Here is a 23,870-nt window from a genome sequence, read left to right on the forward strand (position 1 = left end):
TTAAAATAATTATATAAAAAATAGAATATAGTGCGGCCGTGGTGGAATTGGTAGACACGCAGCGTTGAGGTCGCTGTGGCTCATAAGGCCTTGGAAGTTCAAGTCTTCTCGGCCGCACCAGTTTTTTTATCGCTGTTTAATATGAGTAAAAATGTTTATAGAAAATCGGAATAGCAATAAGGTAGAAAGAGCTATCAGCGAAATTAGAAGTGGCCGGCCAATTGTAATATATGATGAAAGTAATTACCTATTGTTTGCTGCTGTTGAGGCTTTAGAAAGAGATTTATTTAATCAATACAAGCTTATATCAAGTAATGTATATGTTACTTTAACTTCAAGTAAGGTAAAATACATATCTCAAAATAAAGAACATAACAGCAAACGTCTGTTGGTGAATAATTTTGATGAACTGCTCTATTTAATAAACTGTTCAAAGGAAGATTGCATAAAAGAGTTGCAATGCTCAAAGACAATAGATGAATGTGCTATTGCCTTGCTTAAATTCTCAGAATTATTGCCATACGCATTAGTGGCTGATATGACTTTTGAGAATAACCATGAAATGCAAAATTGGTGCGAGAAAAATGACGTTATTGCACTGGACACGTCATTCATAAATAATTTTCAAGAAAATCAGGATGTATATGAAGTGTGCAAAACATCATTATTTTTAAAACAGACTCAAGAAGTAGATATCATATCTTATAGAACCGAAAGTGGCGGAAGAGAACATCATGCAATTATCATTGGCAATCCAGATAAAGATGACGAACCATTAGTGAGAATTCATTCTTCGTGCTATACGGGTGACTTGTTAGATAGCTTATCATGCGATTGTAGAAGTCAGTTACATCAAGCAATTCAAATGATAGCTGACTTTGGAAGTGGTATTATATTGTATTTGATGCAAGATGGAAGAGGCATTGGTTTAGCTAATAAGTTAAGAGCGTACAGTATGCAAAGAAGACATAATCTTGATACTGTTGATGCAAATAGAGTATTGGGTTTTGAAGATGATGAAAGAAGCTTTGCTGTTGCAGTTGAAATACTCAAGAAATTAGACATCAAAAAGATCCAATTACTTACAAATAACGGTAGGAAGTTATCGGAGTTGAAAAACAATGGTATAGAGGTTACAAAGTGTCTACCACTTATTATGGAACGTAATGAATATAATGATTCATATATGGAAACAAAATTTGGTAGGCTAGGCCATGGATTAAGGGTTTTTTAGTTTTTTTGTTATAATTACTTTGTTAATTTGCTATGCTCATTAATATAAGTTAAGATTTTTAAGAATGTTAAGATGCTAAGATTTTTTAAGCGAGAAAAAAATACTGAATCCTTAGATAAGGATATAAATTGGAATTCAAATCGCTACAGCACAGTTATTGCTCAAAGGAATATTCTACTTTTGTTTACGTTAATATTATTAGTGGCAATTTCTGTAAGCATATTAGCTATATTTAAAATTAGCACAAGCAGCACTATTGAGCCATTCGTTATAGAAATTGACAAAAAGTCAGGAATAGTGCAATTGGTTGATCCTGTTACAGTAAAACAATATTCTGCGGATGAAGTGTTAAACAATTATTTTATTTCAGAGTATATAAAAGCAAGGGAGGTTTTTGACTCGTATAATTATAATTATAATTATTATACAAAGGTAAGGTTATTTTCTTCACCTAATGTATATAGTGAATTTAGCAATTATATAAAATCGCAGAATATGAATGACCTTTTTAATTTATATTCAGATGCTAAAGGTGAGTTGAAAATTCGTTCAATTCAAAAATTAGGTAATGATGCTCTTCAAGTGAGGTTTTCTATAGAATTTACACGAAAAGATGGAAATTCCTCAAGGAAAAATAAGATAGTTGTGATGTCATATAAATATGCATCGCTTGAAATGAATGATCAGCAAAGATATATTAACCCGTTAGGGTTTCAAGTTATTTCATATAGAGTAGATGATGAATATGTGTAGGATATTGTTAGTTTTAGCTTTACTAATAAGTGGCAGTTTAAATGCATCTATTAATAATAAACCTATTTCTGTAGATAGTAGAATAAAGACTTTTGTATATAGCCCTAATGAGGTATTTACGGTAGTTTTTAGTCAAGGTTACTATTCTTATATTGAATTTGCAGAAGGGGAAAAAGTCAAGAATATCGCCGTTGGTGATGCATCAAGTTGGAAAATTAGCCCTTATGATAATAAACTGCTTGTCATGCCATTTGAAGTCAGTAGTCGCACTAACATGATTATTACAACAACTAAAAAAAGAAATTACATTTTTGATCTAATTTCAAGACCAAATTACGATAAATATTCATATACTGATGCTAAAAAAGTGGATCGCGATTATTCCGTTGAAAAGGATATATCTTACGTAATACGTTTTTATTATCCTCAAGAAGAAGATGAATTTGATGTTGATTTAGATGAGGTTTCTTTACCTACTCAAATGCAATATACTACAGAAAATTCAGAAAAAATAATACAAGAAAATAATACGAGATACAATTATACATATATTGATGAAGGTAATAATGCAGATATAGTTCCGATTGAGTTATTTGATGATGGTTATTTAACCTATTTAAAGTTTAGAAATAGTAATAAAATTCCTCAGATTTTTATAGAAGAGAATGATAAACCCTGTAAAAGACTGTTATTTAATGATTATGTTGTAATAAAAGGAGTGCATAAAAAGCTATTCATGCGTTATGAAGGTAGTGAAGTTGAAGTTATAAATAGGTCTCTTTAGCTGTGGTACATGCAATATGAATAAAGAAAGGCGTAACAATTCAGAAGATGAATCAGAAATAGAGAATAAGGTGGTAACGGTTGGCTCTAATCAAGGTCATAGGGCATTGATGATCATGGTTTTAGTGCTTCTGGCTGGTGGAGTGTATTATTTCTATTTTAGTCCTTCTCATAAAGAGGATTTAGGAGTTGTTAAAAAAGAGGAAATAAAGCAAAACGTTCAAGAATTAAAAGAAAAGTTGGAGCAGGTTCCAGATAATGTAATGGTTCCTGAAAGAATAATAACTGATCCCTTGCCACCCTTACCTCCTCTTCCTACTCCACAAATTATACCAGAAGTAAAACAAATTAAAAAAGAAGAGCAACTAAAAGAAATTCCTGTGTCAAGTATACCTATTTTGCCAAAGCAAAATTTTCCTTCTAGCAATGTTATTAGTAATTTACCTACTTCGTTCCCTACAATAGGAGGTGTAGGTTATCCTCGAGAAAGACGTAATGCACAAATGTTAATAATTTCAGGTAGTAGTGGAGAGAACAAGGCTGCTGATGCTATTTTATCCGACACTTCAGCGCAGTCGAGCAAAGCTACTAGAGTAGGAAAGCTTGGTTTAATGATTACTCAAGGTAAAATTATTGATGCTGTTCTTGAAACTGCAATAAACTCTGATCTGCAAGGAATGCTGCGTGCTATGGTGAGTAGAGATGTTTATGCAGAAACTGGTGATACAGTTTTAATACCTAAAGGCTCAAGATTGATAGGTAGTTATTCATTTGACTCGAATGTTGCTAAATCTCGTGTAAATATAAATTGGAACAGAGTGATTATGCCACATGGAATAGATATTGCTATCTTATCACTTAGTACTGACGAGCTTGGTAGAGCAGGGATAGCAGGAATAGTTGATAATAAAATAGTAAGTGCATTATTCTCTTCAGTGGCACTTGCTGGTGTTTCAATTGGTTCGGCTGTTATAGGGCAAAAGGCCTCTAATCTTATTGATACGTTAACTCCTATGGACGCAGTGAGATCCATCACTGCAACTGAAATAGATATCTCTTCCCTTAAGGATATTATTGGTAAGAAGAGCATGTCTAATGAAGATGAAGAAAATGCAAAGAATGATAAGTGGAAACTTGGGCTTGGAGCTATTAGGAAAATTAAGAATGCGTTTAATGAAAAGAGCTTAGTTGAGACATTTAAGCAAGTAGTAAGAGACCTAAGCTTGGTCTCAATTGATAGTAGTAAGGTTGATGAAATAACTTTGGAAGATATAAAGGGATTATTGCGGAAACAAGGGAGCAAGTCTGTCTATGATGAAGCAATTGGAAAATCAATCGAGGATTTTTCTAAAGATATGCGGAATATAGTAAGCAGATACACAGATAAAAAACCAACTATTTATGTTGATCAAGGCACTGCATTGAAAGTATTTGTTAACCAAGATATAGTATTTCCTCCACAGGCAATATTAAATAATTGAGATGAACTATGTTGCACTTGAAACATATTTGGAGCCATTGCAAGGCATCTTTCAAGAGGAAGGCGTAAATGAAATATCAATAAATAAGCCTAAGGAAGTCTGGATTGAAAATCGTGGTGAAATAAGATGCGAAAAGCTAGAAATATTTGATCTTAATCACTTAAAGTCTCTTGGCAGGCTGATTGCTCAAGCCACAGAACAAAAACTTAGCGAAGAAGCACCACTACTTTCAGCTACATTACCAAATGGTTATCGTATACAGATAGTCTTTCCACCAGCATGTGAGCCCGACAAAGTAGTTATGTCAATTCGTAAGCCCTCTAGCATGCAATTATCATTGGATGATTATGAAAAGATGGGAGCTTTTTCTGAAGCTGTTATAGAAGTAATCGATGATCCAGTGAATCGTCATTTGAATTTGCTATTGAAACAAAAGAAAATAAAAGAATTTTTAGAATGTGCTGTAATAAATAAGAAAAATATTATAATTAGTGGTGGAACTTCTACCGGTAAGACCACTTTTACTAATGCTACTTTGCGTGCTATTCCATCTGAAGAAAGAATCATTACTGTTGAAGATGCGAGGGAGATAGTTTTGAACGATCACCCTAATAGAGTGCATCTGATTGCTTCTAAAGGAGGGCAAGGCAGAGCAAAAGTGACCACTCAGGATTTGATAGAGGCGTGTTTACGTTTAAGGCCAGATAGAATAATAGTTGGTGAGCTCCGTGGAGCGGAAGCTTTTAGCTTTCTTAGAGCAATAAACACTGGTCACCCAGGATCAATATCAACCCTTCATGCAGATAGTCCAGCAATGGCCCTTGAGCAAATAAAACTGATGGTTATGCAAGCAAATCTTGGCATTCCCCCAGATCAGATCATACCATACATCAGAAATGTAATCGATACTGTTATTCAGCTAAAAAGAACTTGTAGGGGCAGAAGAATCGTTTCTGAGGTATTATTTACTAGATTTTCAAATGAAAATGCTTAAATTTATACGTAAGTTAAGAAAAAGTAGTTTATGAGTAATGGAAATCACCTACGCAATATTCTCATAGGAGGTGTGGTATCTTTTAGCATACTTGAATTTTGCTTCTATTTGTCTGGTATATTATTCTACTTGTTTGTTGACGGTCCAGATAGTGTGGATTTTAGAGCAATTAACCCTAGCTTGACGCCTTTTCCTCAAGCTCTCTGGCCGACAATTTTTGATCATATACAATATTGCTGGCATCATCCAGAGTTATATAGCCTTGAGCTCAAAATTAAATTAATTGTATCTTCTGCACTGCCTATCATTGTTTTGATGATTATTTTATGGAATGTGAGAGAAAGATTAATTGAGTGGCGACCATTTAAAAGGAAAGAATCACTTCATGGAGATTCACAGTGGGCATCAGAGAAAGACATACGAAAAGCAGGATTAAGAAGCAAAAAAGGGATATTGCTCGGTAAAGATAAGAGAGGATATTTTATTGCTGATGGGTTTCAGCATGCATTGCTCTTTGCGCCTACAGGTTCTGGTAAAGGTGTTGGTTTTGTGATTCCTAATTTATTATTTTGGACTGACTCGGTAATTGTGCACGACATAAAATTAGAAAACTATGAAATAACAAGTGGTTGGCGAGAACGACAAGGGCAAAAAGTATATGTATGGAATCCAGCGCAGCCAGATGGAGTAAGCCATTGTTATAATCCACTGGAATGGATTAGTGAAAAACCTGGACAGATGGTTGATGATGTGCAAAAAATAGCTAACCTAATTATGCCTGAACAAGATTTTTGGCAAAACGAAGCAAGAAGCTTATTTGTTGGAGTGGTACTATACTTACTTGCTGCACCAGAGAAAGTTAAATCTTTTGGTGAAGTTGTGCGTACAATGCGTAGCGATGACGTAGTTTACAATCTTGCTGTAGTTTTGGACACAATGGGTAAAATAATACACCCCGTGGCGTATATGAACATTGCGGCTTTTTTACAAAAAGCTGACAAAGAAAGATCAGGTGTTGTATCAACCATGAACTCATCTCTTGAATTATGGGCAAACCCATTGATTGATACTGCAACTGCATCAAGTGATTTTAATATTTTAGATTTTAAAAAGAAGAGAATTACAGTTTATGTTGGCTTAACTCCAGACAATTTAACTAGGTTAAGGCCTTTAATGCAGGTTTTTTACCAACAGGCAACTGAATTTTTATGTAGGAAATTGCCATCTGATGACGAGCCTTACGGCGTATTATTTTTAATGGATGAGTTTCCAACGCTTGGAAAAATGGAGCAATTTCAAACGGGCATTGCGTATTTTCGTGGTTACAGAGTGAGGTTGTTTTTGATTGTTCAAGATACTGAACAGCTCAAAGGAATATATGAAGAAGCAGGAATGAACTCCTTTTTATCAAACTCAACCTATAGAGTAACTTTTGCAGCCAATAATATTGAAACGGCTAATTTAATATCTCAGCTTATAGGAAACAAAACTGTACAACAAGAATCATTAAATAAACCTAAATTTTTAGACTTGAATCCTGCATCAAGATCGTTGCATATCTCTGAAACACAGAGGGCATTACTCTTACCTCAAGAAATTATTATGTTGCCACGTGATGATCAGATAATTTTGATAGAATCAACTTATCCAATTAAATCGAAGAAAATTTTATATTATAATGACAGCACATTCACAAGAAGGCTGCTCAAACCAACACGTGTGCCTACACAAGAGCCATATGACCCGAATAAGGTCTTTTCTGCTGCTAACGAAGATAAGATTAGTAATGAAGAAGAGAGTAATGCTATTGAAGCTGCTGATTATCCTGTTGAAGCTAAAACTGAAGATGCAATATACGATGAGCCAGAGGTCAACGATGAATTTGAGGACGAAGGTATTGGTGATAAATTTGAAGGTGGTGATGGATTTGATGATGAAGAAGATGAGGATGAGTTTGATGACGAGGAAGAAGATGATGATGGGTTTGATGATAAAGGTGTGCTGTAGAGACATGAGAAGTGTTGAAGCTGCACAATAGAGGGAACGTTCAAAGAAGCATAGGCGTCAAGTTAAGGAAAAGTGGAATAAGAAAGATATCAACTATGTTTAAAAATTTTTTATTTGTGTAATTTTGCAACTTCATATGGGCAATAAAACCCCATTTTGTCGTATAAGAATAGAATTTTATATCAAACAGCTACTACCTTGCTTAAGCCAATGAATATGTGCGTTTAGTGTGTGTGTGGACGCACATATTCATTAACTAATTTTAATTATTGCCATGTAAATTTCTAAACATGCAAATTAATTGCTTCTTTAAGTCTGGCATTGGCGATGACTATAATTTTACGCATAAGTGCAGTGAGTGCTACCATCTTTCTTTTACCACTATCAATAAGCTTACAATAAAAAGCAGCAAGTTCTGACTTGGAGTTTCTAGCAGCCATAGCAGCTGTGAAAAGCTTTGAACGAACGTTACTTCTTCCACCTATAATCCTTCGGTAACCAATAGCTTTACCACTTTCCTTAGGATGAGGTGCAACACCTGCAAGGCTTGCAACTTGCCTTTTGTTTAAGGAACCAAGTTCCGGTATAAGGCACAATAAACATTGAGAGGTTTTTCTACCTATTCCAGGAACTGTTTCAAGAATCTTCTGGTATCGGTTCAGTTCAGGGTTTTCATTGACTATTTTTTGTATAGCTTGATCAAGCTTTTCTACCTGATTATTGAGGAATTCAATAGTTTGTTGACAACTTTCCTTAATGTAATCATTTCCAGGAGTTTTAAGCCTATTTTTTTCTTGAACAAGCATTTTTGTAATATCATCACGACGCTGACAAAGTGTAAATAAGGTGGTTTGTTCTTTTGAGATAGGTGTAAATAGCTGCAGACGTCCACAACGCTCAACACCATATTGGGCAAGCGCTTTTGCATCCAGATTGTCAGTCTTTGCCAAAGTTCCATGAGATAGAATGAAGTTTTTAACTTGACGAGTATTAGCACGATGCACAGCAATGTTTCTGTCAATAAGAAAATACAATAAGCCAAGCTCATAGCCTCCTGTAGCTTCTAAAATTATCATGGAATTGGGTAAGATATTTGAAAATTTTTGGTAAAATTGTTTCCAGCCAGAACAACTATTGTCAAACTTGATAACACTTTTTTGTTCATTCACTGCAATGACAAATTCAAGTTTTCCGATATCAATGCCAATAAAATTTTGATAAGATATAACCATAAAGAACCTCGAGAGTTTAAGTTAAAATTTAAGATTGTAAACAGGTGCATATGTATGTCCCAAACAACTATTCAAACGTCTCGAAGGATAGGCTTGAGTACCTTGATATCTACGTATGTGTAATACTACCGTCTTACGGTCGCTCAAGCCTTTGATAACTATATTTTTTTATAGAGCTACCTTCCTTCTTGCTTCTTTTATATCATATTTCCAACTTACAACCGTCTTGCTAGTCAACAAAAAAATTACTCAAGCTGTATCATAAAATCAAAAAATACTTCTGATTGTGTAACAGTACACAGATTACAGTTAGTGAATATGTTGAATGGATTGGAAGCATTTTTTGATTTTAAACTACAGTCAACATCCTAGTTCTGTAATTCTTGATATGATTTGGATCAAAAGCACTTTTGGATGTCAGGATACCGAAAATGATATGGAGTAGCTTACGCTCCCACAATTGCCATATTATGCTTACCCTTCTTCTTTAGTCTTTGGCAAAAACTCACAATGATAGGATTGTGATTCTTGGCTACTATGGCAGGAAAGAAAAGGGCCTTACGTAATGTTTGTAACCTGATTTACTTAATCTTGGTTTAGAATGTACAGATGAACCTGATGTTATATTTTTCGGTATAACTCCTGTATATGCTGCCAATTGCCTGGCATCTCTAAAAGCTTTTATGTCAGGGATTTCAGCTAAAATAGCTATTGCTGATTCCTCTCCTATTCCTGGAATAGTCAATAGAAGCTGAAAATTTTCCAACAATTCTTTGTGCTGCTTTAATAGTTTGCGTATGGAGTTTTTTATTATTTCTATTTTTTTAACTATATTCGTTGCAAGATCCTCCCAAGCATTTGCAACTTCTTTAGGCAGTCTCTCTTTTTTTTCTAGGTGGTTATTTACTAATTCTTTTAACGCAACTGAGCAACGATAAAGATGTTTTAATTTTTTCATTTCAGAAGAAGGTGGTGTCCAACGAGTTGGTTCCTGTCTTTGGCAATAATCAGCAATAATTTCTGCATCAGTCTGATCATTCTTTTGTCTTACGAGCTTACTCCTTGTATAAGATTTAATACAATAAGGATTTACAACACTAACAAAATGTCCAGCATTGTGCAGAAATTCAGCCAAAGCTTCGCTATAACAACCACATGCATGCCTTTACTTCTTCCACATTATGCTTTTGTAGAAAACTCAGCAGACCTTGAAACCCAAGATCATCGTTCTTAAAGCTCCTTTTCCTAGTTTCACGCTTTTCTTTTTTACTTATGAATGAAAGAAAAAATAGAAAGTCCCGATCTTATATGCACACGTCAATGTAGATCACCATCCAAAAAAGCATGCGAAAACAAATGCCAAGATTACTGCATTAAGTATGAATTAGAAAAAGCAGAACGCGATTTAGATAATCTAAAAGATCCAGATAATTTAAGTGAGAAAGATCGGCAAGACCTTGACAAGTATCTAAAGTGTTTAGAAGATAATAATGATAATTTTGAATACTGTCTTACTCTTTTTGAGGGTCAATCCAGTTCAGATTATCTATTTTAAAAAGCTTCTCGTTAAGTAACACTTTAATGAGAACGTAAAGTTATTGTCTATCGCAAATGAAATGTAAGATCAAGAGTTCATGTATTTTTAATCTGTGGGAGTGTTAAATAAACTGTGTCAAACTGCATTTTTAATTCAACTCAATTTTCAATCTGTTGGGAAAGAAAATGTCGAGCTGAGATATAGTCAATGCCCAATCATGTACAGGCATAGTCCATTTCTCCTCCACTTTCTTTATAGCACAATATACCTATTTATACAAGGCATTTATGCTAGTAAATGAGCCCTTGGTTTTGGTGAATTTCCTAATTTGCCTATGTAGCCCCTCTATGGGATTAGTAGTATAGATTATCCTCCTAACTGGGTCGGAATACTTAAAATAACCAGATAGGTTTTCCCAATTATTCTGCCAAGATTATAGGGTACTTTGTGCCCCATTTTTCATCTAATTCCAACAGATAATTCTCGGCAATTTCCTTACTTGAAGCTTTTCTTTAAATCACTCAAAAAACTCTTTACTAGCTACATACTTCAGTGAGTTACGTATCTGATGCACTATACACATTCTGCATTAGGGAACACACCGTTTATTTCTGCAGGAAAGCTTTTTAGCCCATCTACACATGCAATTAGAATATCTTCCACTCCTCTCTCTTTGAGATCATTTAGTACTCCCAACCAGAACTTCACTTTCAGCTAAATAAAACTTCTTTTCTGCCATTTTGCTAATATATTATACATACATTTACTTACACAACTCCTTAAAAAACCATGAAAACTATCGGATATACAGACTGCAGCGGACGACTACGCCATTCGTTGATTACTGTTTGTCAGTAATACTTGATATCTCTGCCGCCGATATTTTATGATCGTAAATTTCCTCAATATGTGACGCTATATCTCCATGCCACTGGCAAATGTGCTTAAGACCTTTGCTTCAAGTTCTGTTGTTTGTCTTTTTCTAACTATTTGGGGTTCAAAGCTTCCTTCCCTGTCTCTAGGTGTTAACAACTCAAATGAGTTGTACGTAAAGTTTTTCCCATTTCTTCGATTATTTTCTTCGCTTTCACCAGACAAGTGGTGTTCTATTTCACCTTTCCAGACTTGCCTCAAGCAGCTTTTTTATAAATGGTGTTATCTCTTCCTGTTAGCGGTCTTCCTTCTCGTATAGACGACAGGTTTCTAATTCTTTATAATCTACCAAACCGGTAGTTTTATTTACTTGACTCATGTCAAACCTCCGTTTTTTTATATCAATTATATTTTTATTTCTTGGTTTGACACAGTTTATTTAACACTCCCAAATTGGAATACTTTTCCTTCCATAATGCCAGCTTTTAACCATCCTCTTATAATCTTTACTATAGTTGGTGTGGTATGAAGCTTTTCCAATAACACCTTATGGTCAATATTGTCAAAGCATCCAGATATATCTGCATCCAAGACAAATGCCATTTTTCTTTTTAGTGCATCAAATATAGCTCTTATAGAATCGTGACAAGATCTACCAGGTCTAAAACCATAAGTGTTAGGCTCAAATTTTGCCTCCCATTCAGGTTCTAAAGCCATTTTTACAAGTGTTTGTTTTGCTCGATCTGCTATTGTAGGTATTCCAAGAGGACGATATTCTGTTGGTTTAACAGATTTTGGAATCCAAACACGTCTTGATGGTTTTGCTTTTTCCCTTATATTTAAAGAGTTTGCTAATTGCAATCTTTCTTTTTGCTTAAGGCTAGCTTTTCCATCAATACCTGCTGTCTTTCTTCCTCTATTATCCTGAGTTACCCTTCTAACAGCAAGCATCCTTGCACTTGTTGATTTGAGTAATAGTCTCTGAAGATTGTGCATCCTTTTGACATCATTACATTTAGAAGCTTGGTAAATTCGTTTTTGCAGCTTAAATGAAGATTGCTCTAACTTACGCCAGGGAATTTCATTCCATTCATACCTAACTTTTTGTTGGTTCATAACATATTTACTACTACTTATAACTTTACCTTCCAAATTATAGTGTCTACGTCAGCATATCCTGAATATTATTTCAGGCATTAGCTTCTTAGACAATCCTTCCATCATAAAGCTTGCGGTTTGGCTACCTTCTCAAGAGAGCAAATATGATGGTTACCCTGTTCTACATTCTTGTTTCACGCCGCACTTAGTCTCCACCGAAGATTAAGAACATCAAAACTAGACATCTACTATTCTAATTCCTTAAATTATCTCATACCATTTTGGTCTATGCGTGTTCAACCTTTTTTCGCATATTCCGCGTAACGACAGTTCTAACATAGGTTTCTTTCGTAACCTTATGCAGCTTTGCTCGAAGGGATTCACCATAAGGTTTGGTGTTACCTCCTTTTGTCCCATGCTTGCATCCCAAAAGTTGCCACCTCTCAGAATGTGGGCCATGCTTTACCCCTGATGTCTGGGGAGATGGAATTTAACCATCACAACAATGCAACTTCAGGTCGCACGTAGATGATGCGATAGTACACTGTAAAACTCGTAAGCAGGCAGAATTTATGAAAGTAATGATCGAAGAAAGATTGGCTAAGTGTAAACTGAAGTTACATCCTGAAAAGACACACATTGTGTACAGTAAGGATGATGATAGGAGAGAAGAATTTCCTACACAGAGCTTTGATTTTCTGGGCTATACTTTTAGACCTAGAATAGCAAAGAATAAGATGAGGAATTATTTCGTCTCATTTCTACCAGCAATTTGCAACAAAGCTAAGAAGAAGATCAAGAAAACCATAAAGTCATGGAGAATACATCGGATTACGTGGATAACATTAGAAAATATCGAAGAAAATAGATCCAATAGGGCTTTGTTGCATCACTCAAGAGAAAAGAACTGGCAGTTACTGACGAAATTCACTATAAAACAGGCATTTAACCTACGAAAGAAAAATATGCCAACTAAAATGAAGGTCAGCAACTGCTATGAATATAACAAATTTCTCCAAGAAAGAGGAAATATTTTTCATTTTATTAATGGAAAATTGGTACGAAAATAGCCCCAAAATGCGAGGTGGAAATTATATTTATAGTAATAAAGTTGTGATTTTAGTGCATATAGTCGCTAGTCTCTTTAGAATTGGCTTAAGACAAACGGTAGGGTTTATAAAAGGATATTTGCAGCAAGTAGGAAAGGGCTTAGCAGTCATTAGCTATTCGCAGGCTTCAAGAAGGTTTAAAAAGCTCAATATTAAGATCAATGATTGCAGAGTTGATAAAAACAATATGGAAGATATTGAAATTGCAATAGACAGCACAAATTTATAATAATACCCTGGTCACAGTAAGGAAAATAGGAAAGTATCGCAGTTATAAACAGGTAAGATGTAATATTGAGTATAAATAGTAAAAAAGCTATAGCTGCACAATATAGCAATGGTCAACCATTACGGTGCTTGCTGACTTGATTTCAGCATGCTATAAAAGCATTATATGCAGACAGAGCCTATGATAGGCGCAAGCTTTATAAATTGTATATGATATAAAGACAAAAATTTTACCGAAAAATCGTGCAGTGGAGCATACAAAATTGGATTATATGGCTGAAAGGAATGCTGCCATTAGATTATGTGGTAAAGACGGTGTGAAAGAGTGGAAGCGGTTTATGGAAAAAGGTCATATATTGAAGGATTTTTTTCAAGCAAATATTTGTTTAGAAATAGATCTGAAGTAAATCGAGAAAAAGAGTTGCTAATAAAATGTTACTTACTCAATAAATTTACTGATATTGGCATGGCTAAGTTTGAGGTAGTTTCATGAATTTATTATGCTTTACCCACTATCCGATAAGCGATGCAACAAAGCCATCCAATAGTCAGAGGCTGGCTATGGCAGGTTTTATAAATCGGAGATGTATACATCTCTCAGAAATATAGAAAGATACCTCGTAAGATGGGTCAGGACAAAATATGAGAAACTTCGGGATCATGGAAGGCTAGCAAAGCAATTTCTAGGAAAAGTGAGAAAGAGGTCTCCAAATATTTTCTATCATTGGACACTTGGGTTAGGATCAAAAGGCTAAATAATGGGAGCTGTATAAACCGAGAGGTTTCCGTACAGTTCTGCAAGAGACTGGTGGGGAAGTTCCGCCGGTCTACTCTCCTTATGGAAGCTAAAATGACAAGAAAGGAAGTACTGGCTTTCACACTAGCAAATTCCCTGAACAGATACATGTAATTTAATACGTAATAAAGATAAAATGTGACCTTAGCCAAAAAAAGCGGCAGAAAAGTTAACGCGTTCTAGACGTAACTTTACTAAGTACCACTTCTTTTAATTCTCTAGTAAGTTTGGCACTACCCAAAATGTTATTATGAGAACCCCCCAGATCATCATAAACCTTAATCAGATATCGACCACTTCTTATCGCAATTACTGTTAATTCGTCTTCTATGTAGTTAGGCATTTTCTCATCTTTTGGCTTTTGCGCATCATCTAACATCGCAATTGCCAACTGTGCAGAAAGTGGTATTAATTTGTCTTCCATGTGGTTAATAATTACTATTGGCATTTTCTCATTTTGTGACTTTTGCAAATTATCTACTATGTCAAATTCTAAATTTAGGGCCTTTAGTATTCCTTTTAATCGAAATGAAGGCAGCATACTCAAAATTTTCGTCTGAGGCATTGGAAAATGCTTTATTGCTGTATGAAAAGAACTAAAGGTGCTAGTAAAAACAATGCCTCCAAGTTTAACATCTCTATCTGAAAAATGCCTTAACACTTCCGATGCAATTGCTCCTCCAAAAGAATGACCGAAAAGTATAATATTTTCGGGTTTTACACCTTTATCTATCAGTTGACTAATTTGCTCTATTGAAGACTTAGATAAGTTTTGATTCCTATTTAGAAACGGAATCATGAGTAGCAATATAGATAAAAAAACACAAGCTAAAGCTGCTAAGACTGCCAACCCGGCTGTTCTAGCTGTTATTCGATTGGTAAGCAGTATTACAGCAGGTAGCAATATGGACGTTCCTAAACATACGAAGCTGGCTAAGACATAAGTTACATAATTTTGAAATGCAGCAGGGTATTTGTGTGCATGAATGTGAAAATTAGGTTTATCGTGGAGGTACATGCGCTCAAATTCCCCTTCACAGAATGCAGTTGCATTTTTATAATAGTCTCCTAATCCATGAAAGAATATAAGATGTATTTCGTTTCCTTTAGTATTGGGCATCATCCTTTTTATAGAACACTATCAATTATATACTATTATCAAAATTTCGCCAAGCTTTTTTTACATTAACTAGCGAAATGACAATCTTAAAATGCTTGCAAGATCTACTTACATCAAGTTGCATGAAGTTTTCTTCGTACATCCTCTTTGTTTTTCTTGTTTACTACAACTAGGGTCTTTTAAACTCGAAGAAGGCAACTTACTCCAAAACTTATTGTCTTTACGCGCTCCCCATTCTCTAAGAATTTCAACCATTTCACAATATTTTAATTTCTCAGCTACCTCTAATGGTGTTTTTCCAGAATGGCCTTTATAATTAAGATCTGTTCCATTGTCTTTGCAAAACTCAGCAATTTTGATATCACGTCCAACAATAGAACACAAGAGAAGTTCTCCGTATGTTTCCTTAATCCTATATCCTTTGTTTCGCACAAAATCTTCTACTGTCCTTGCTAAATTTTCTTTGCTTAAACCTGTCTTAAAGCACTCAGAGAGTATATTATGACAAAAACCTTCTATTTTACGATAATCTGGCTTTGTTAAATCAGAGGAAGATTTACCACAATACTCATCAGTGTCTCCACGTGCGCCCCATTTTTCAAGAGCTTCAACCATTTGATTTTTTCCATTTACTCTAGCAAGCCACAACGATGTTCTCCCACCATAACTTACATAATCAAGATCTGCTCCGTGATTTTTACAGAATTCAGCAACTTGAATCTCACCTTGAGTGGCAGCAATAACCAATAAGCAGCCATATATTTCCTCTTTTTTAGACTCCCATTTACTTCTATTTATAAGATTTTCTATCATTCTCTCTGCACTTTCTCTATCACCCTGTTTAATGTATGAAAATATATCCGGCCAATATAATTCCATCTTATCCCTAATCTCTCCCTTTTGATCGGTGCTTTTTGCCCCAGCAGAGAAAGGAGGAGGAGTATAATGACTTCTAGAAGGGGAACCAAAAATATCATGAGTGTCCTTTCGTGCTCCCCACTCTTTTAAAGCTTTAACCATTTGATTGTGTCGATATTGCATAGCAAGCCAGAGTGGTGTCCTTCCATGACAGACTTCACAATCAAGGTTTGCACCTTGATCTTTAAAAAATTCGGCAATGTCAACTTCTCCTTGCTCAGCAGCTAAAGCTAGCAAGTAACCATAAACTTCTTTAGATTCCCATTTATTTTCCTTTATACAACGCTCTGCAAGTCTTTTTGCACTTTCCTTGTCGCCTTGCTTAATATATGTAAATATTGTCTTCCAATAAAATCTCATTCCTAAAGCTATGGCTTTTTTTTGCTGATCTCTATTCATAATGCCTCCTCGCAACAAACTAGCTGCAGCTCTTTCTAACGTAATTTCATCAAGAGCTGCTTTATTAGCTACTTTTATACTCGCCAAATTCTATTGTCAAGCACACAGCTGTACGAACATTTTGATTCAAGAAGATGTCACGCCAGTGCTTGACACTGGCTTTTCGTAATCTCACCAAAACATTGGATTTCTTGCATAACTGGAATTAAAAAGAAAATCAGTTGGTGTCATTCCAGAGAGATGTAAGGAGATTGAAGATGTCATTCCAGCGCGCGACGCTGGAATCCAGGAATTTTTTGAGTACGAAAGTTATGCTAAGTTTTTGTTGGTAAGAAAGGCTGGATTCCAGTGTCAAGCACTGGAATGACAGCAGAAGGAAACACTCGGATGACATTTCCTTGCGGATAATTTTCGTACAGCTGTGTGTCAGCTACTCGGATAACATCTTCAATTTCTGTACAGCTATGTGTCAAGCACTGGAGAAGTCTCTTCTATTTTCTCTTGATGAATAAATCTAAGTGGAGTATAATGAAAGTGCATTTATGTGGCGTTTAATGAGCAATTTAGTTTTAGTCTATATAACTTTTTCAAACTTGAAAGAGGCTCAGATTATTTCTGAAGAATTGTTAAACGAGAAGTTAATTGTATGTGTAAATATATTTCCTGAAGTAAATTCTCTGTATCTATGGGAAGGTAAAATTAATAGTAGTTGTGAGGTAGCGGCAATTATGAAAAGCAGGAATGATCAAATTGATGAGATTGTAGAAAAAATCGAAGCAATGCATTCTTATGATCAACCAGCTATTGCGGTAATACCCGTAGGAAAAGCGAGTAAATCTTTTACGAATTGGGTTAATAATGTTATTGATATAAACAATATTGGGGTGTAGCCAAGTGGTAAGGCAGCGGTTTTTGATACCGCCACGCGAAGGTTCGAATCCTTCCACCCCAGCCATATTGAAGTGTGTGTGAAATGATATCACTTTTTTATAAATTAAGGTTGTTAAATTACATACTGGGCAGCTTGAAAGATATAGTTGTAAAGCTATTTCTTTTCACGATGTATCTTTATACATCCAGCATTATGCTCATGTTTCTCACCAATGGCTTTTGGTATGCTGTAGAATTTAGCTCTTTCAAAAATGCATTTTACCATTTGTATCAATATTTAAAATGGTATTATGAAAATAGAGGTGATTTGGGTTATGGAGTTTCTATTAGAATATTAGTAGCGTTCCTTATTCCGCATTTTCTCTACAAATTATTTCTTAGCACAGGCTGGAAGTCTTTTTTCAAAAAAAAGATAGTTCAGATACTCAGCACAAGAAGAAAAAAGAGTAGTAAACCAAATGGCAGTAGTTATGGTTATAGTAATAAGAACAATTATGGTAACAATAATTTTCAAGAGGCGGAACAGAAAGTGAACATGATAAAGCAGATATTAATCAAAGATATAGAGGAAGCTATAGACAAAAGATTACATGATATTTTTTTTTGGTGAAAGGGGTAAACCTCATTAAAAAGGTTTATCTAGTAAGGCCTTTTAAAATTGGCTGTATTTTATTTTTTACGTATAACTGATCACAGTCAGCCAGTATACATGTTTCAACAAAATCTTGACTAAAGTCTGATAGCCAGGAAATTGCTTTACTTTTCTCTACCAAGCTTTCTGTTTTTTTACAGTTAGAGATTGTCCACAAACCATTAAATTCAAGCATATTCCCTACTTAACATAACTTTACTCATAGCCAGATATATGAAACTTTCAGTAGATGTTGTAAGTAAATCGTACTCCTTTGATAGCCTTCTATTTCTATTGATCCAAGCAAAAGTCCTCTCTACCACCCACCTTCTCGGTTGTACTGCAAATCCAGGATCCCGTTGTGGCAATAGTTCTGGTGGTGTATCTTTATGCACCCAAAACCTACATGGAGGTCTTTTCACAATTTCAATATCTATCCCATGTTCTTCCTCTATATGGGTTTTTAAATCTTTTCCTTGGTACCCCATATCAGCCCACATTTTCTTAATATTGCTGTATTTTTCTTTCATATTGTCCAATACCATCTTCACCCCATCTCTGTCATTTTCGCTTGCAGCTCCTACATAGCAACCAAGCACAAATCCTTGAGTATCTGTGATTATATGTCTTTTTCTCCCATTTACTTTTTTTGCACCATCATAACCTTTGACCCCCCTTTTTCCGTGATTTTTACCGATTGACTATCCACTATGCATGCGCTTGGCTCCTCACTTCTTCCCATTTTTGACCTACTATATTTAGTGATATCATAGTTCACTTTCTCAAAAATCCTCTGCTTTTTCCATCTTCTAAACTGTTCATGCACAGCCTTCCACAACGGAAAATCGTGTGGTAAATTGCGCCATTGACATCCTGTGCGCAGTACATAAAGAATTGCATTCAGTATCTCACACTTACTGTATTTTGGCGGCCTTCCTCCTTTCTTATACGATACCCTGAAGTGTTTTTCTATTCGGGACCATTCCCTTTTACTTAAATCTGTTGGATATTTTTTCCTCATCTCTTACCTCAATATTCTGCCTTTATATACTACTTATTTCTTGATTTGTGGACAACCTCTTATAGCTCTTTTCATAATAATCCGAAAAGCTTATAGAAAAGCGGAATCAACAGCATGACGAAAAGATGTGAATAGAGGGATGTTTTTCCTAGCTCTGTTTTTTATAGCAAACCAATGATGCTCAATTTTGTTAAAATCGGGAGAATAAGGCGGTAGATATAAAATTTCTGCGCCAACTCCTTTAGCAAATTCAGTAATCTTATTAGACTTATGAAAAGTAGCATTATCAAAGTTTGTCCAGATCGGTGTCAAAAACTGCTCAAACCATTTATTAACATATTACAGTGGCCTTCAAATGTTAACGGAACAACTATTTTTCTGCCGTTTAAGGCTGCAATCACACTGATTCGTTGAATTTTTTTACCAGATTTTAGAGCATAAAACCTCTGTCCCTTCTGGCAATATCCATAAGGGTAGTCCTCGGTGTTATCAATGCCAGACTCATCTATATAAACTAAGTTTTGAGGTTCTTTTGTTGCTATAATTTTCAAAAATTCAGCGCGTTTTTCTTCGTCCCTTTCTTTGTATCCATATGTCTTTTTTTGCGTGTGAGTCCAATTTTTTTAAGAGCTCGATGAATCGTTGGGATACTAACATTGCTCCAAAGCTTAGCCATTTCCGATAGAGTTTTTCCACCATATTTTTTAGCAAATTCAGTAAATTTATTCCAGTCAGTAATTTTGTGATTATAACCTCCATTTCCAAGTTTTTTTGACTGAAAATCTCCTGTTTCTTTTTTTCTTTGCTGCCACTCCCATAACGTAGTTCTTCCAATTTTAAATCTTGCTGCCACTGCTTCTCTGCTTTATCCTTCTTCTAGTGATTCCATTGCTTTTTTTCTTAAATCATAACTATATGCTGCTGGCATACTTACCTTCACTACTATAAAATCTTATTTTACCTCGTTTGTACTATTATGAAAAGAGCTATATTTAAAAAAGTAATAATTGCAGGTTATTTTGCAAAGAATGTACTAATGCAATGATACTGAAAAGATATCTTGAATTTAAAACACATGTTTTCTAGCTCTTTTCTGGTAGTTGAGTGAACGAATATCAGATATCTTATGACGATCAACTCTTCTCCCTTTTCTTACCACTAAAGTGTTCATCAAAAATAACTGTGATAGTCGATCCATAATGCAGTCTATGTCTGACTCTGTAGAAAAAATATCAAAGGCTAAGTTTTTAATCGCATTAAATGAGACAGATTTATTGATGCTTTTTTTTAGTTTACTATTCTGTGCGCTCAATGTCTCTTCATCATCTTCTATCATGATACTTTCTAGATTACTGATGAAGATAGTTGACCAAAAATCCTGCTTGATAGTTTCAATACTTTTTCCTGTGAAATTCTCTAAATTTAATCTTCCCTTCAGCCTAGAAAAAAATGTTTCTACTCCCCAGCGCAAGTAATATAATCTCTCAAACTCTTCGACTGTAAAACTTTGCTCATCTAACAGAGATGTTACTAACACTTCAACTTCTCCAGAAGAAAGTATTATTTTGACTAACCTGAATTTCATCTCATCAGGTAATCCTAGCTTTCGTAGCTGTCTTGCTACTTTAATAGGTGCGGTAGACACTACCACCATACTAGATCACTGCCATTAAGTTAAGGGAAAGAGAAGTTAAGATTGGACAAAAAATTTGAAGTGATTGATAATTATGGTAAATACTAGGGTGAATTTTTAAGAAAAGGGAGTCTGAAAAGTGCAAGTTATTTAAAAAAGTAATAATTGCAGGTTATTTTGCAAAGAATGTACTAATGCAATGATACTGAAAAGATATCTTGAATTTAAAACACATGTTTTCTAGCTCTTTTCTGGTAGTTGAGTGAACGAATATCAGATATCTTATGACGATCAACTCTTCTCCCTTTTCTTACCACTAAAGTGTTCATCAAAAATAACTGTGATAGTCGATCCATAATGCAGTCTATGTCTGACTCTGTAGAAAAAATATCAAAGGCTAAGTTTTTAATCGCATTAAATGAGACAGATTTATTGATGCTTTTTTTTAGTTTACTATTCTGTGCGCTCAACGTCTCTTCATCATCTTCTATCATGATACTTTCTAGATTACTGATGAAGATAGTTGACCAAAAATCCTGCTTGATAGTTTCAATACTTTTTCCTGTGAAATTCTCTAAATTTAATCTTCCCTTCAGCCTAGAAAAAAATGTTTCTACTCCCCAGCGCAAGTAATATAATCTCTCAAACTCTTCGACTGTAAAACTTTGCTCATCTAACAGAGATGTTACTAACACTTCAACTTCTCCAGAAGAAAGTATTATTTTGACTAACCTGAATTTCATCTCATCAGGTAATCCTAGCTTTCGTAGCTGTCTTGCTACTTTAATAGGTGCGGTAGACACTACCACCATACTAGATGGGCTTTCCGGCTTAAACATAGCGTTTATTTCATTGAAAGACGAACTTGGACAGCGAATTATATAATTGATTTTCCTTCCTGTAAGCTCAGCAAGAAATCGATAAGATACGTATCCTCTATCACAGATTAACAAATCGTCTGATTTTATGGATTCAAGCATACCGATCGCTAAATCAACCTCATAGCTGTCACCTCTACTTAGCACAGATTTTATTGCAATATTATTTAGCACATCGTAGCAAACTTCAAAGGTTGCACTTGTATAGTCTTCAAATCTCTGGATTCCATTCCATACTGCTCTTGAGCCAAACTCGCCTATTATTTTGTCGCTCTTTGGCAGAATCAGTATTGAAGCATCAAATGCAAGTACTCTGAAGCCATGGTGGGTTTTAAATTCCTGATCTTGGTAGTATAGGGAAACTATATCATCATTTAACTCTGAAAACGCAGTATGCTTTAGCTTCTTTCTTGCTTGAGTAAATGCACTTGCCGTAATTGTGTAATCTTTTCTTGTATGCAGAACAAACTCATTAAGCATTACTTGTAATGACTTTACACTCTTTCTAAAAATCAGGAGAAATACATTAATGAAGGGCAGCTTTCTTTTTCGTGAGAAGTCTTTTGAGGATGCTCTGTGTGCGTTTATAAAGTTTAAACTCATCAATTTATTTTTTATAAACATGATTATTCTTTTTTTTACTCATGTCATTACTTCTTTTAATTTGTGGATCTTACCTGATTTTACAATACAGTCCATCACTTTCCCTTAACTTAATGGCAGTGCATACTAGATGGGCTTTCCGGCTTAAACATAGCGTTTATTTCATTGAAAGACGAACTTGGACAGCGAATTATATAATTGATTTTCCTTCCTGTAAGCTCAGCAAGAAATCGATAAGATACGTATCCTCTATCACAGATTAACAAATCGTCTGATTTTATGGATTCAAGCATACCGATCGCTAAATCAACCTCATAGCTGTCACCTCTACTTAGCACAGATTTTATTGCAATATTATTTAGCACATCGTAGCAAACTTCAAAGGTTGCACTTGTATAGTCTTCAAATCTCTGGATTCCATTCCATACTGCTCTTGAGCCAAACTCGCCTATTATTTTGTCGCTCTTTGGCAGAATCAGTATTGAAGCATCAAATGCAAGTACTCTGAAGCCATGGTGGGTTTTAAATTCCTGATCTTGGTAGTATAGGGAAACTATATCATCATTTAACTCTGAAAACGCAGTATGCTTTAGCTTCTTTCTTGCTTGAGTAAATGCACTTGCCGTAATTGTGTAATCTTTTCTTGTATGCAGAACAAACTCATTAAGCATTACTTGTAATGACTTTACACTCTTTCTAAAAATCAGGAGAAATACATTAATGAAGGGCAGCTTTCTTTTTCGTGAGAAGTCTTTTGAGGATGCTCTGTGTGCGTTTATAAAGTTTAAACTCATCAATTTATTTTTTATAAACATGATTATTCTTTTTTTTACTCATGTCATTACTTCTTTTAATTTGTGGATCTTACCTGATTTTACAATACAGTCCATCACTTTCCCTTAACTTAATGGCAGTGAAGCATACGTGACCTTAGGCTATGATGAAGAAAAGTTAATTAGTAATACCGAATCACTTCAGAAAAAAATGAAAGAAGCGCTAGAAAAAATGCAACAACAAAATGCAGCAAGGCAAAAAGAATTAGAAAAGAAAATTGAAGAAGAGTTTAGCAAGTGCATAGAAAGCGGCACTATTGATGCGGTATCAATTACAAAGTATGGGGATCAAAATCTTCTTTATGCAACAATTAAGCTAAAAGAAGACAATAAAAGCACAGATATTAAAGTAAGCGAATTTTTAAATAGTGATTTTTGTAAAAAAAACAATATTGTTGGTTTCTTTCTTTCAAATGGTGATCAAAAAGAATCTATCAATGGTCACATATATAAGGGGGTTAGATATTATTATTTAGGTACCACAACTCAGTATAAAATAAAGTTTAACTGGTATATAGATGAAAGGGAATGTAGCATTACATTAAGTGCTAATAGCGATGGCACTATTAAAATAGTAAGTGATAAACCAGATAATAAAGATTTAGAAGAAAATAAAGATGTAAAAATTAAAGTTGGTAATACTTACCTAAGCCTTGCTGATGCAGTAACAACATGTAAGCAGAATAGCCAGCAAAGCGATGAGGCAAGTAGCAAACTTAGTCAATCATCATCAGCTAATGAGCATTTCCGGCCACTAGTAAAGGCTCCAACTTCATGTTTTTAGCAAAAAGGGAGATAAGTAATTGCTCTTACAATAC

At 34.8% G+C, this 23,870-nt stretch carries 22 protein-coding genes, 2 tRNA genes and 5 pseudogenes; 15 read left to right on the plus strand and 14 right to left on the minus strand.

Translation table 11 applies throughout. The features are described from left to right. Positions 1–32 precede the first annotated feature (32 nt). The 7 genes from ABLO99_RS08255 (at position 33) to ABLO99_RS08285 (ending at position 7,252) form a co-directional block, all read left to right on the plus strand. A tRNA-Leu gene (locus tag ABLO99_RS08255) sits at positions 33–120 on the plus strand. Between the two features lie 31 nt (positions 121–151). Continuing rightward, the gene (locus tag ABLO99_RS08260; RefSeq protein ID WP_047759310.1) at positions 152–1,234 is read left to right on the plus strand and encodes a GTP cyclohydrolase II; all 1,083 of its coding nucleotides are present in this window, start codon (positions 152–154) and stop codon (positions 1,232–1,234) included. Positions 1,235–1,306: 72 nt separating this feature from the next. Beyond that, complete coding sequence (locus tag ABLO99_RS08265; RefSeq protein WP_047759309.1) at positions 1,307–1,987, plus strand: virB8 family protein; 681 nt, start codon at positions 1,307–1,309, stop codon at positions 1,985–1,987. Next, a complete protein-coding gene (virB9, locus tag ABLO99_RS08270) occupies positions 1,974–2,771 on the plus strand; it encodes a P-type conjugative transfer protein VirB9 (protein ID WP_349968530.1) in 798 nt (265 codons plus the stop codon). The genes ABLO99_RS08265 and virB9 overlap by 14 nt, the downstream gene beginning before the upstream one ends. Before the next feature lie 16 nt (positions 2,772–2,787). Further along, positions 2,788–4,251 (plus strand): TrbI/VirB10 family protein, encoded by a 1,464-nt coding sequence (locus ABLO99_RS08275; protein WP_349967625.1) that lies wholly within the window; start codon positions 2,788–2,790, stop codon positions 4,249–4,251. A gap of 1 nt (position 4,252) precedes the next feature. Beyond that, the gene (virB11, locus tag ABLO99_RS08280) at positions 4,253–5,245 is read left to right on the plus strand and encodes a P-type DNA transfer ATPase VirB11 (protein WP_047759307.1); all 993 of its coding nucleotides are present in this window, start codon (positions 4,253–4,255) and stop codon (positions 5,243–5,245) included. A gap of 30 nt (positions 5,246–5,275) precedes the next feature. After that, entirely contained in the window at positions 5,276–7,252 is a 1,977-nt protein-coding gene (locus ABLO99_RS08285) for a type IV secretory system conjugative DNA transfer family protein (RefSeq protein ID WP_349967628.1), read from the plus strand. A gap of 284 nt (positions 7,253–7,536) precedes the next feature. On the opposite strand, the gene ABLO99_RS08290 is transcribed toward ABLO99_RS08285, so the two are convergent. Together ABLO99_RS08290 and ABLO99_RS08295 are read right to left on the minus strand one after the other, a co-directional pair. After that, entirely contained in the window at positions 7,537–8,484 is a 948-nt protein-coding gene (locus tag ABLO99_RS08290; RefSeq protein WP_349967103.1) for an IS110 family transposase, read from the minus strand. Between the two features lie 349 nt (positions 8,485–8,833). Then, positions 8,834–9,767 (minus strand): annotated as a pseudogene (locus ABLO99_RS08295) (IS110 family transposase); the annotation flags it as partial. Here ABLO99_RS08295 and ABLO99_RS08300 point away from each other — a divergent pair. Then, a complete protein-coding gene (locus ABLO99_RS08300; protein ID WP_047758790.1) occupies positions 9,761–10,039 on the plus strand; it encodes a hypothetical protein in 279 nt (92 codons plus the stop codon). The pseudogene ABLO99_RS08295 and the gene ABLO99_RS08300 overlap by 7 nt on opposite strands. A 130-nt stretch (positions 10,040–10,169) precedes the next feature. On the opposite strand, the pseudogene ABLO99_RS08305 reads toward ABLO99_RS08300, so the two are convergent. The 3 genes and pseudogenes from ABLO99_RS08305 to ABLO99_RS08315 form a co-directional block, all read right to left on the minus strand. Beyond that, positions 10,170–11,273 (minus strand): annotated as a pseudogene (locus tag ABLO99_RS08305) (IS256 family transposase). A 56-nt stretch (positions 11,274–11,329) separates the two neighbouring features. Beyond that, positions 11,330–12,046: a reverse transcriptase N-terminal domain-containing protein gene (locus ABLO99_RS08310; RefSeq protein ID WP_349967630.1), complete on the minus strand. Its 717-nt coding sequence runs from the start codon at positions 12,044–12,046 to the stop codon at positions 11,330–11,332. 207 nt (positions 12,047–12,253) lie between these two features. Beyond that, positions 12,254–12,409 carry a hypothetical protein gene (locus tag ABLO99_RS08315; protein ID WP_349967579.1) on the minus strand — a complete coding sequence of 52 codons (156 nt, stop codon included), beginning with the start codon at positions 12,407–12,409 and terminating at the stop codon, positions 12,254–12,256. Positions 12,410–12,528: 119 nt separating this feature from the next. Between ABLO99_RS08315 and ABLO99_RS08320 the strand changes: the two genes are divergently transcribed. The 3 genes from ABLO99_RS08320 to ABLO99_RS08330 all read left to right on the plus strand — a co-directional run bounded on the left by ABLO99_RS08320 (position 12,529) and on the right by ABLO99_RS08330 (position 13,822). Beyond that, positions 12,529–13,062, plus strand: coding sequence for a hypothetical protein (locus ABLO99_RS08320; protein ID WP_349968532.1), 534 nt, complete (start codon positions 12,529–12,531; stop codon positions 13,060–13,062). After that, a complete protein-coding gene (locus tag ABLO99_RS08325) occupies positions 13,040–13,330 on the plus strand; it encodes a transposase (protein ID WP_349967632.1) in 291 nt (96 codons plus the stop codon). The genes ABLO99_RS08320 and ABLO99_RS08325 overlap by 23 nt, the downstream gene beginning before the upstream one ends. Positions 13,331–13,654: 324 nt before the next feature. After that, a complete protein-coding gene (locus ABLO99_RS08330) occupies positions 13,655–13,822 on the plus strand; it encodes a hypothetical protein (protein ID WP_349967582.1) in 168 nt (55 codons plus the stop codon). Positions 13,823–14,294: 472 nt separating this feature from the next. On the opposite strand, the gene ABLO99_RS08335 is transcribed toward ABLO99_RS08330, so the two are convergent. The 3 genes from ABLO99_RS08335 to ABLO99_RS08345 all read right to left on the minus strand — a co-directional run bounded on the left by ABLO99_RS08335 (position 14,295) and on the right by ABLO99_RS08345 (position 17,035). After that, on the minus strand, positions 14,295–14,924 hold the full coding sequence (locus ABLO99_RS08335; RefSeq protein ID WP_349967635.1) for an alpha/beta hydrolase: 630 nt from the start codon (positions 14,922–14,924) through the stop codon (positions 14,295–14,297). Positions 14,925–15,353: 429 nt separating this feature from the next. Beyond that, on the minus strand, positions 15,354–16,649 hold the full coding sequence (locus ABLO99_RS08340) for an ankyrin repeat domain-containing protein (RefSeq protein ID WP_349967637.1): 1,296 nt from the start codon (positions 16,647–16,649) through the stop codon (positions 15,354–15,356). A gap of 227 nt (positions 16,650–16,876) precedes the next feature. Continuing rightward, complete coding sequence (locus tag ABLO99_RS08345; RefSeq protein WP_349967639.1) at positions 16,877–17,035, minus strand: hypothetical protein; 159 nt, start codon at positions 17,033–17,035, stop codon at positions 16,877–16,879. A gap of 81 nt (positions 17,036–17,116) precedes the next feature. On the opposite strand from ABLO99_RS08345, the gene cutA reads away from it, so the two are divergent. The 3 genes from cutA to ABLO99_RS08360 all read left to right on the plus strand — a co-directional run bounded on the left by cutA (position 17,117) and on the right by ABLO99_RS08360 (position 18,063). Further along, positions 17,117–17,452: a divalent-cation tolerance protein CutA gene (gene cutA, locus ABLO99_RS08350; RefSeq protein WP_349967640.1), complete on the plus strand. Its 336-nt coding sequence runs from the start codon at positions 17,117–17,119 to the stop codon at positions 17,450–17,452. Then, positions 17,443–17,517 (plus strand) — tRNA-Gln (locus tag ABLO99_RS08355). Before cutA ends, ABLO99_RS08355 begins: the two co-directional genes overlap by 10 nt. A gap of 243 nt (positions 17,518–17,760) precedes the next feature. Then, positions 17,761–18,063: a hypothetical protein gene (locus tag ABLO99_RS08360; RefSeq protein ID WP_349967642.1), complete on the plus strand. Its 303-nt coding sequence runs from the start codon at positions 17,761–17,763 to the stop codon at positions 18,061–18,063. Positions 18,064–18,088: 25 nt separating this feature from the next. Here the strand turns inward: ABLO99_RS08360 and ABLO99_RS08365 are convergent, their stop codons facing one another. From ABLO99_RS08365 to ABLO99_RS08390, 6 genes and pseudogenes are all read right to left on the minus strand, one after another. Continuing rightward, positions 18,089–18,280 (minus strand): hypothetical protein, encoded by a 192-nt coding sequence (locus tag ABLO99_RS08365; protein ID WP_349967644.1) that lies wholly within the window; start codon positions 18,278–18,280, stop codon positions 18,089–18,091. Then, positions 18,273–19,105 (minus strand): IS5 family transposase gene (locus ABLO99_RS08370; RefSeq protein ID WP_349967383.1). Its coding sequence is split into 2 segments (ribosomal slippage): positions 18,273–18,739 and positions 18,739–19,105, totalling 834 coding nucleotides; the frame shifts between segments, so codons are not numbered across the junction. The genes ABLO99_RS08365 and ABLO99_RS08370 overlap by 8 nt, the downstream gene beginning before the upstream one ends. Positions 19,106–19,195: 90 nt before the next feature. Further along, positions 19,196–20,033: pseudogene (locus ABLO99_RS08375) on the minus strand (IS630 family transposase). A 138-nt stretch (positions 20,034–20,171) separates the two neighbouring features. Further along, positions 20,172–20,765, minus strand: a pseudogene (locus ABLO99_RS08380) (IS4-like element ISWpi18 family transposase); the annotation flags it as partial. A gap of 197 nt (positions 20,766–20,962) precedes the next feature. Next, the gene (locus ABLO99_RS08385; protein ID WP_349966866.1) at positions 20,963–22,240 is read right to left on the minus strand and encodes an IS4-like element ISWpi18 family transposase; all 1,278 of its coding nucleotides are present in this window, start codon (positions 22,238–22,240) and stop codon (positions 20,963–20,965) included. A 101-nt stretch (positions 22,241–22,341) separates the two neighbouring features. Beyond that, positions 22,342–23,034 (minus strand): annotated as a pseudogene (locus ABLO99_RS08390) (IS4-like element ISWpi18 family transposase); the annotation flags it as partial. Positions 23,035–23,143: 109 nt separating this feature from the next. On the opposite strand from ABLO99_RS08390, the gene ABLO99_RS08395 reads away from it, so the two are divergent. Beyond that, positions 23,144–23,836, plus strand: coding sequence for a hypothetical protein (locus ABLO99_RS08395; protein WP_349967646.1), 693 nt, complete (start codon positions 23,144–23,146; stop codon positions 23,834–23,836). Positions 23,837–23,870: the final 34 nt, after the last annotated feature.

The organism is Wolbachia endosymbiont of Armadillidium arcangelii (assembly GCF_040207875.1).
In the GTDB taxonomy this organism is placed as follows: domain Bacteria; phylum Pseudomonadota; class Alphaproteobacteria; order Rickettsiales; family Anaplasmataceae; genus Wolbachia.

Bases quoted from the DNA above. Each gene is read 5' to 3' on its own strand.
- ABLO99_RS08275 (WP_349967625.1), top strand. From the start codon at position 2,788: ATGAATAAAGAAAGGCGTAACAATTCAGAAGATGAATCAGAAATAGAG.
- ABLO99_RS08315 (WP_349967579.1), bottom strand. From the start codon at position 12,409: ATGGGACAAAAGGAGGTAACACCAAACCTTATGGTGAATCCCTTCGAG.
- virB11 (WP_047759307.1), top strand. From the start codon at position 4,253: ATGAACTATGTTGCACTTGAAACATATTTGGAGCCATTGCAAGGCATC.
- virB9 (WP_349968530.1), top strand. From the start codon at position 1,974: ATGAATATGTGTAGGATATTGTTAGTTTTAGCTTTACTAATAAGTGGC.
- ABLO99_RS08325 (WP_349967632.1), top strand. From the start codon at position 13,040: ATGGAAAATTGGTACGAAAATAGCCCCAAAATGCGAGGTGGAAATTAT.
- ABLO99_RS08335 (WP_349967635.1), bottom strand. From the start codon at position 14,924: ATGATTCCGTTTCTAAATAGGAATCAAAACTTATCTAAGTCTTCAATA.
- ABLO99_RS08300 (WP_047758790.1), top strand. From the start codon at position 9,761: ATGAAAGAAAAAATAGAAAGTCCCGATCTTATATGCACACGTCAATGT.
- ABLO99_RS08365 (WP_349967644.1), bottom strand. From the start codon at position 18,280: ATGCTTGAATTTAATGGTTTGTGGACAATCTCTAACTGTAAAAAAACA.
- ABLO99_RS08385 (WP_349966866.1), bottom strand. From the start codon at position 22,240: ATGTTTATAAAAAATAAATTGATGAGTTTAAACTTTATAAACGCACAC.
- ABLO99_RS08285 (WP_349967628.1), top strand. From the start codon at position 5,276: ATGAGTAATGGAAATCACCTACGCAATATTCTCATAGGAGGTGTGGTA.
- ABLO99_RS08260 (WP_047759310.1), top strand. From the start codon at position 152: ATGTTTATAGAAAATCGGAATAGCAATAAGGTAGAAAGAGCTATCAGC.
- ABLO99_RS08265 (WP_047759309.1), top strand. From the start codon at position 1,307: ATGCTAAGATTTTTTAAGCGAGAAAAAAATACTGAATCCTTAGATAAG.
- ABLO99_RS08290 (WP_349967103.1), bottom strand. From the start codon at position 8,484: ATGGTTATATCTTATCAAAATTTTATTGGCATTGATATCGGAAAACTT.
- cutA (WP_349967640.1), top strand. From the start codon at position 17,117: ATGAGCAATTTAGTTTTAGTCTATATAACTTTTTCAAACTTGAAAGAG.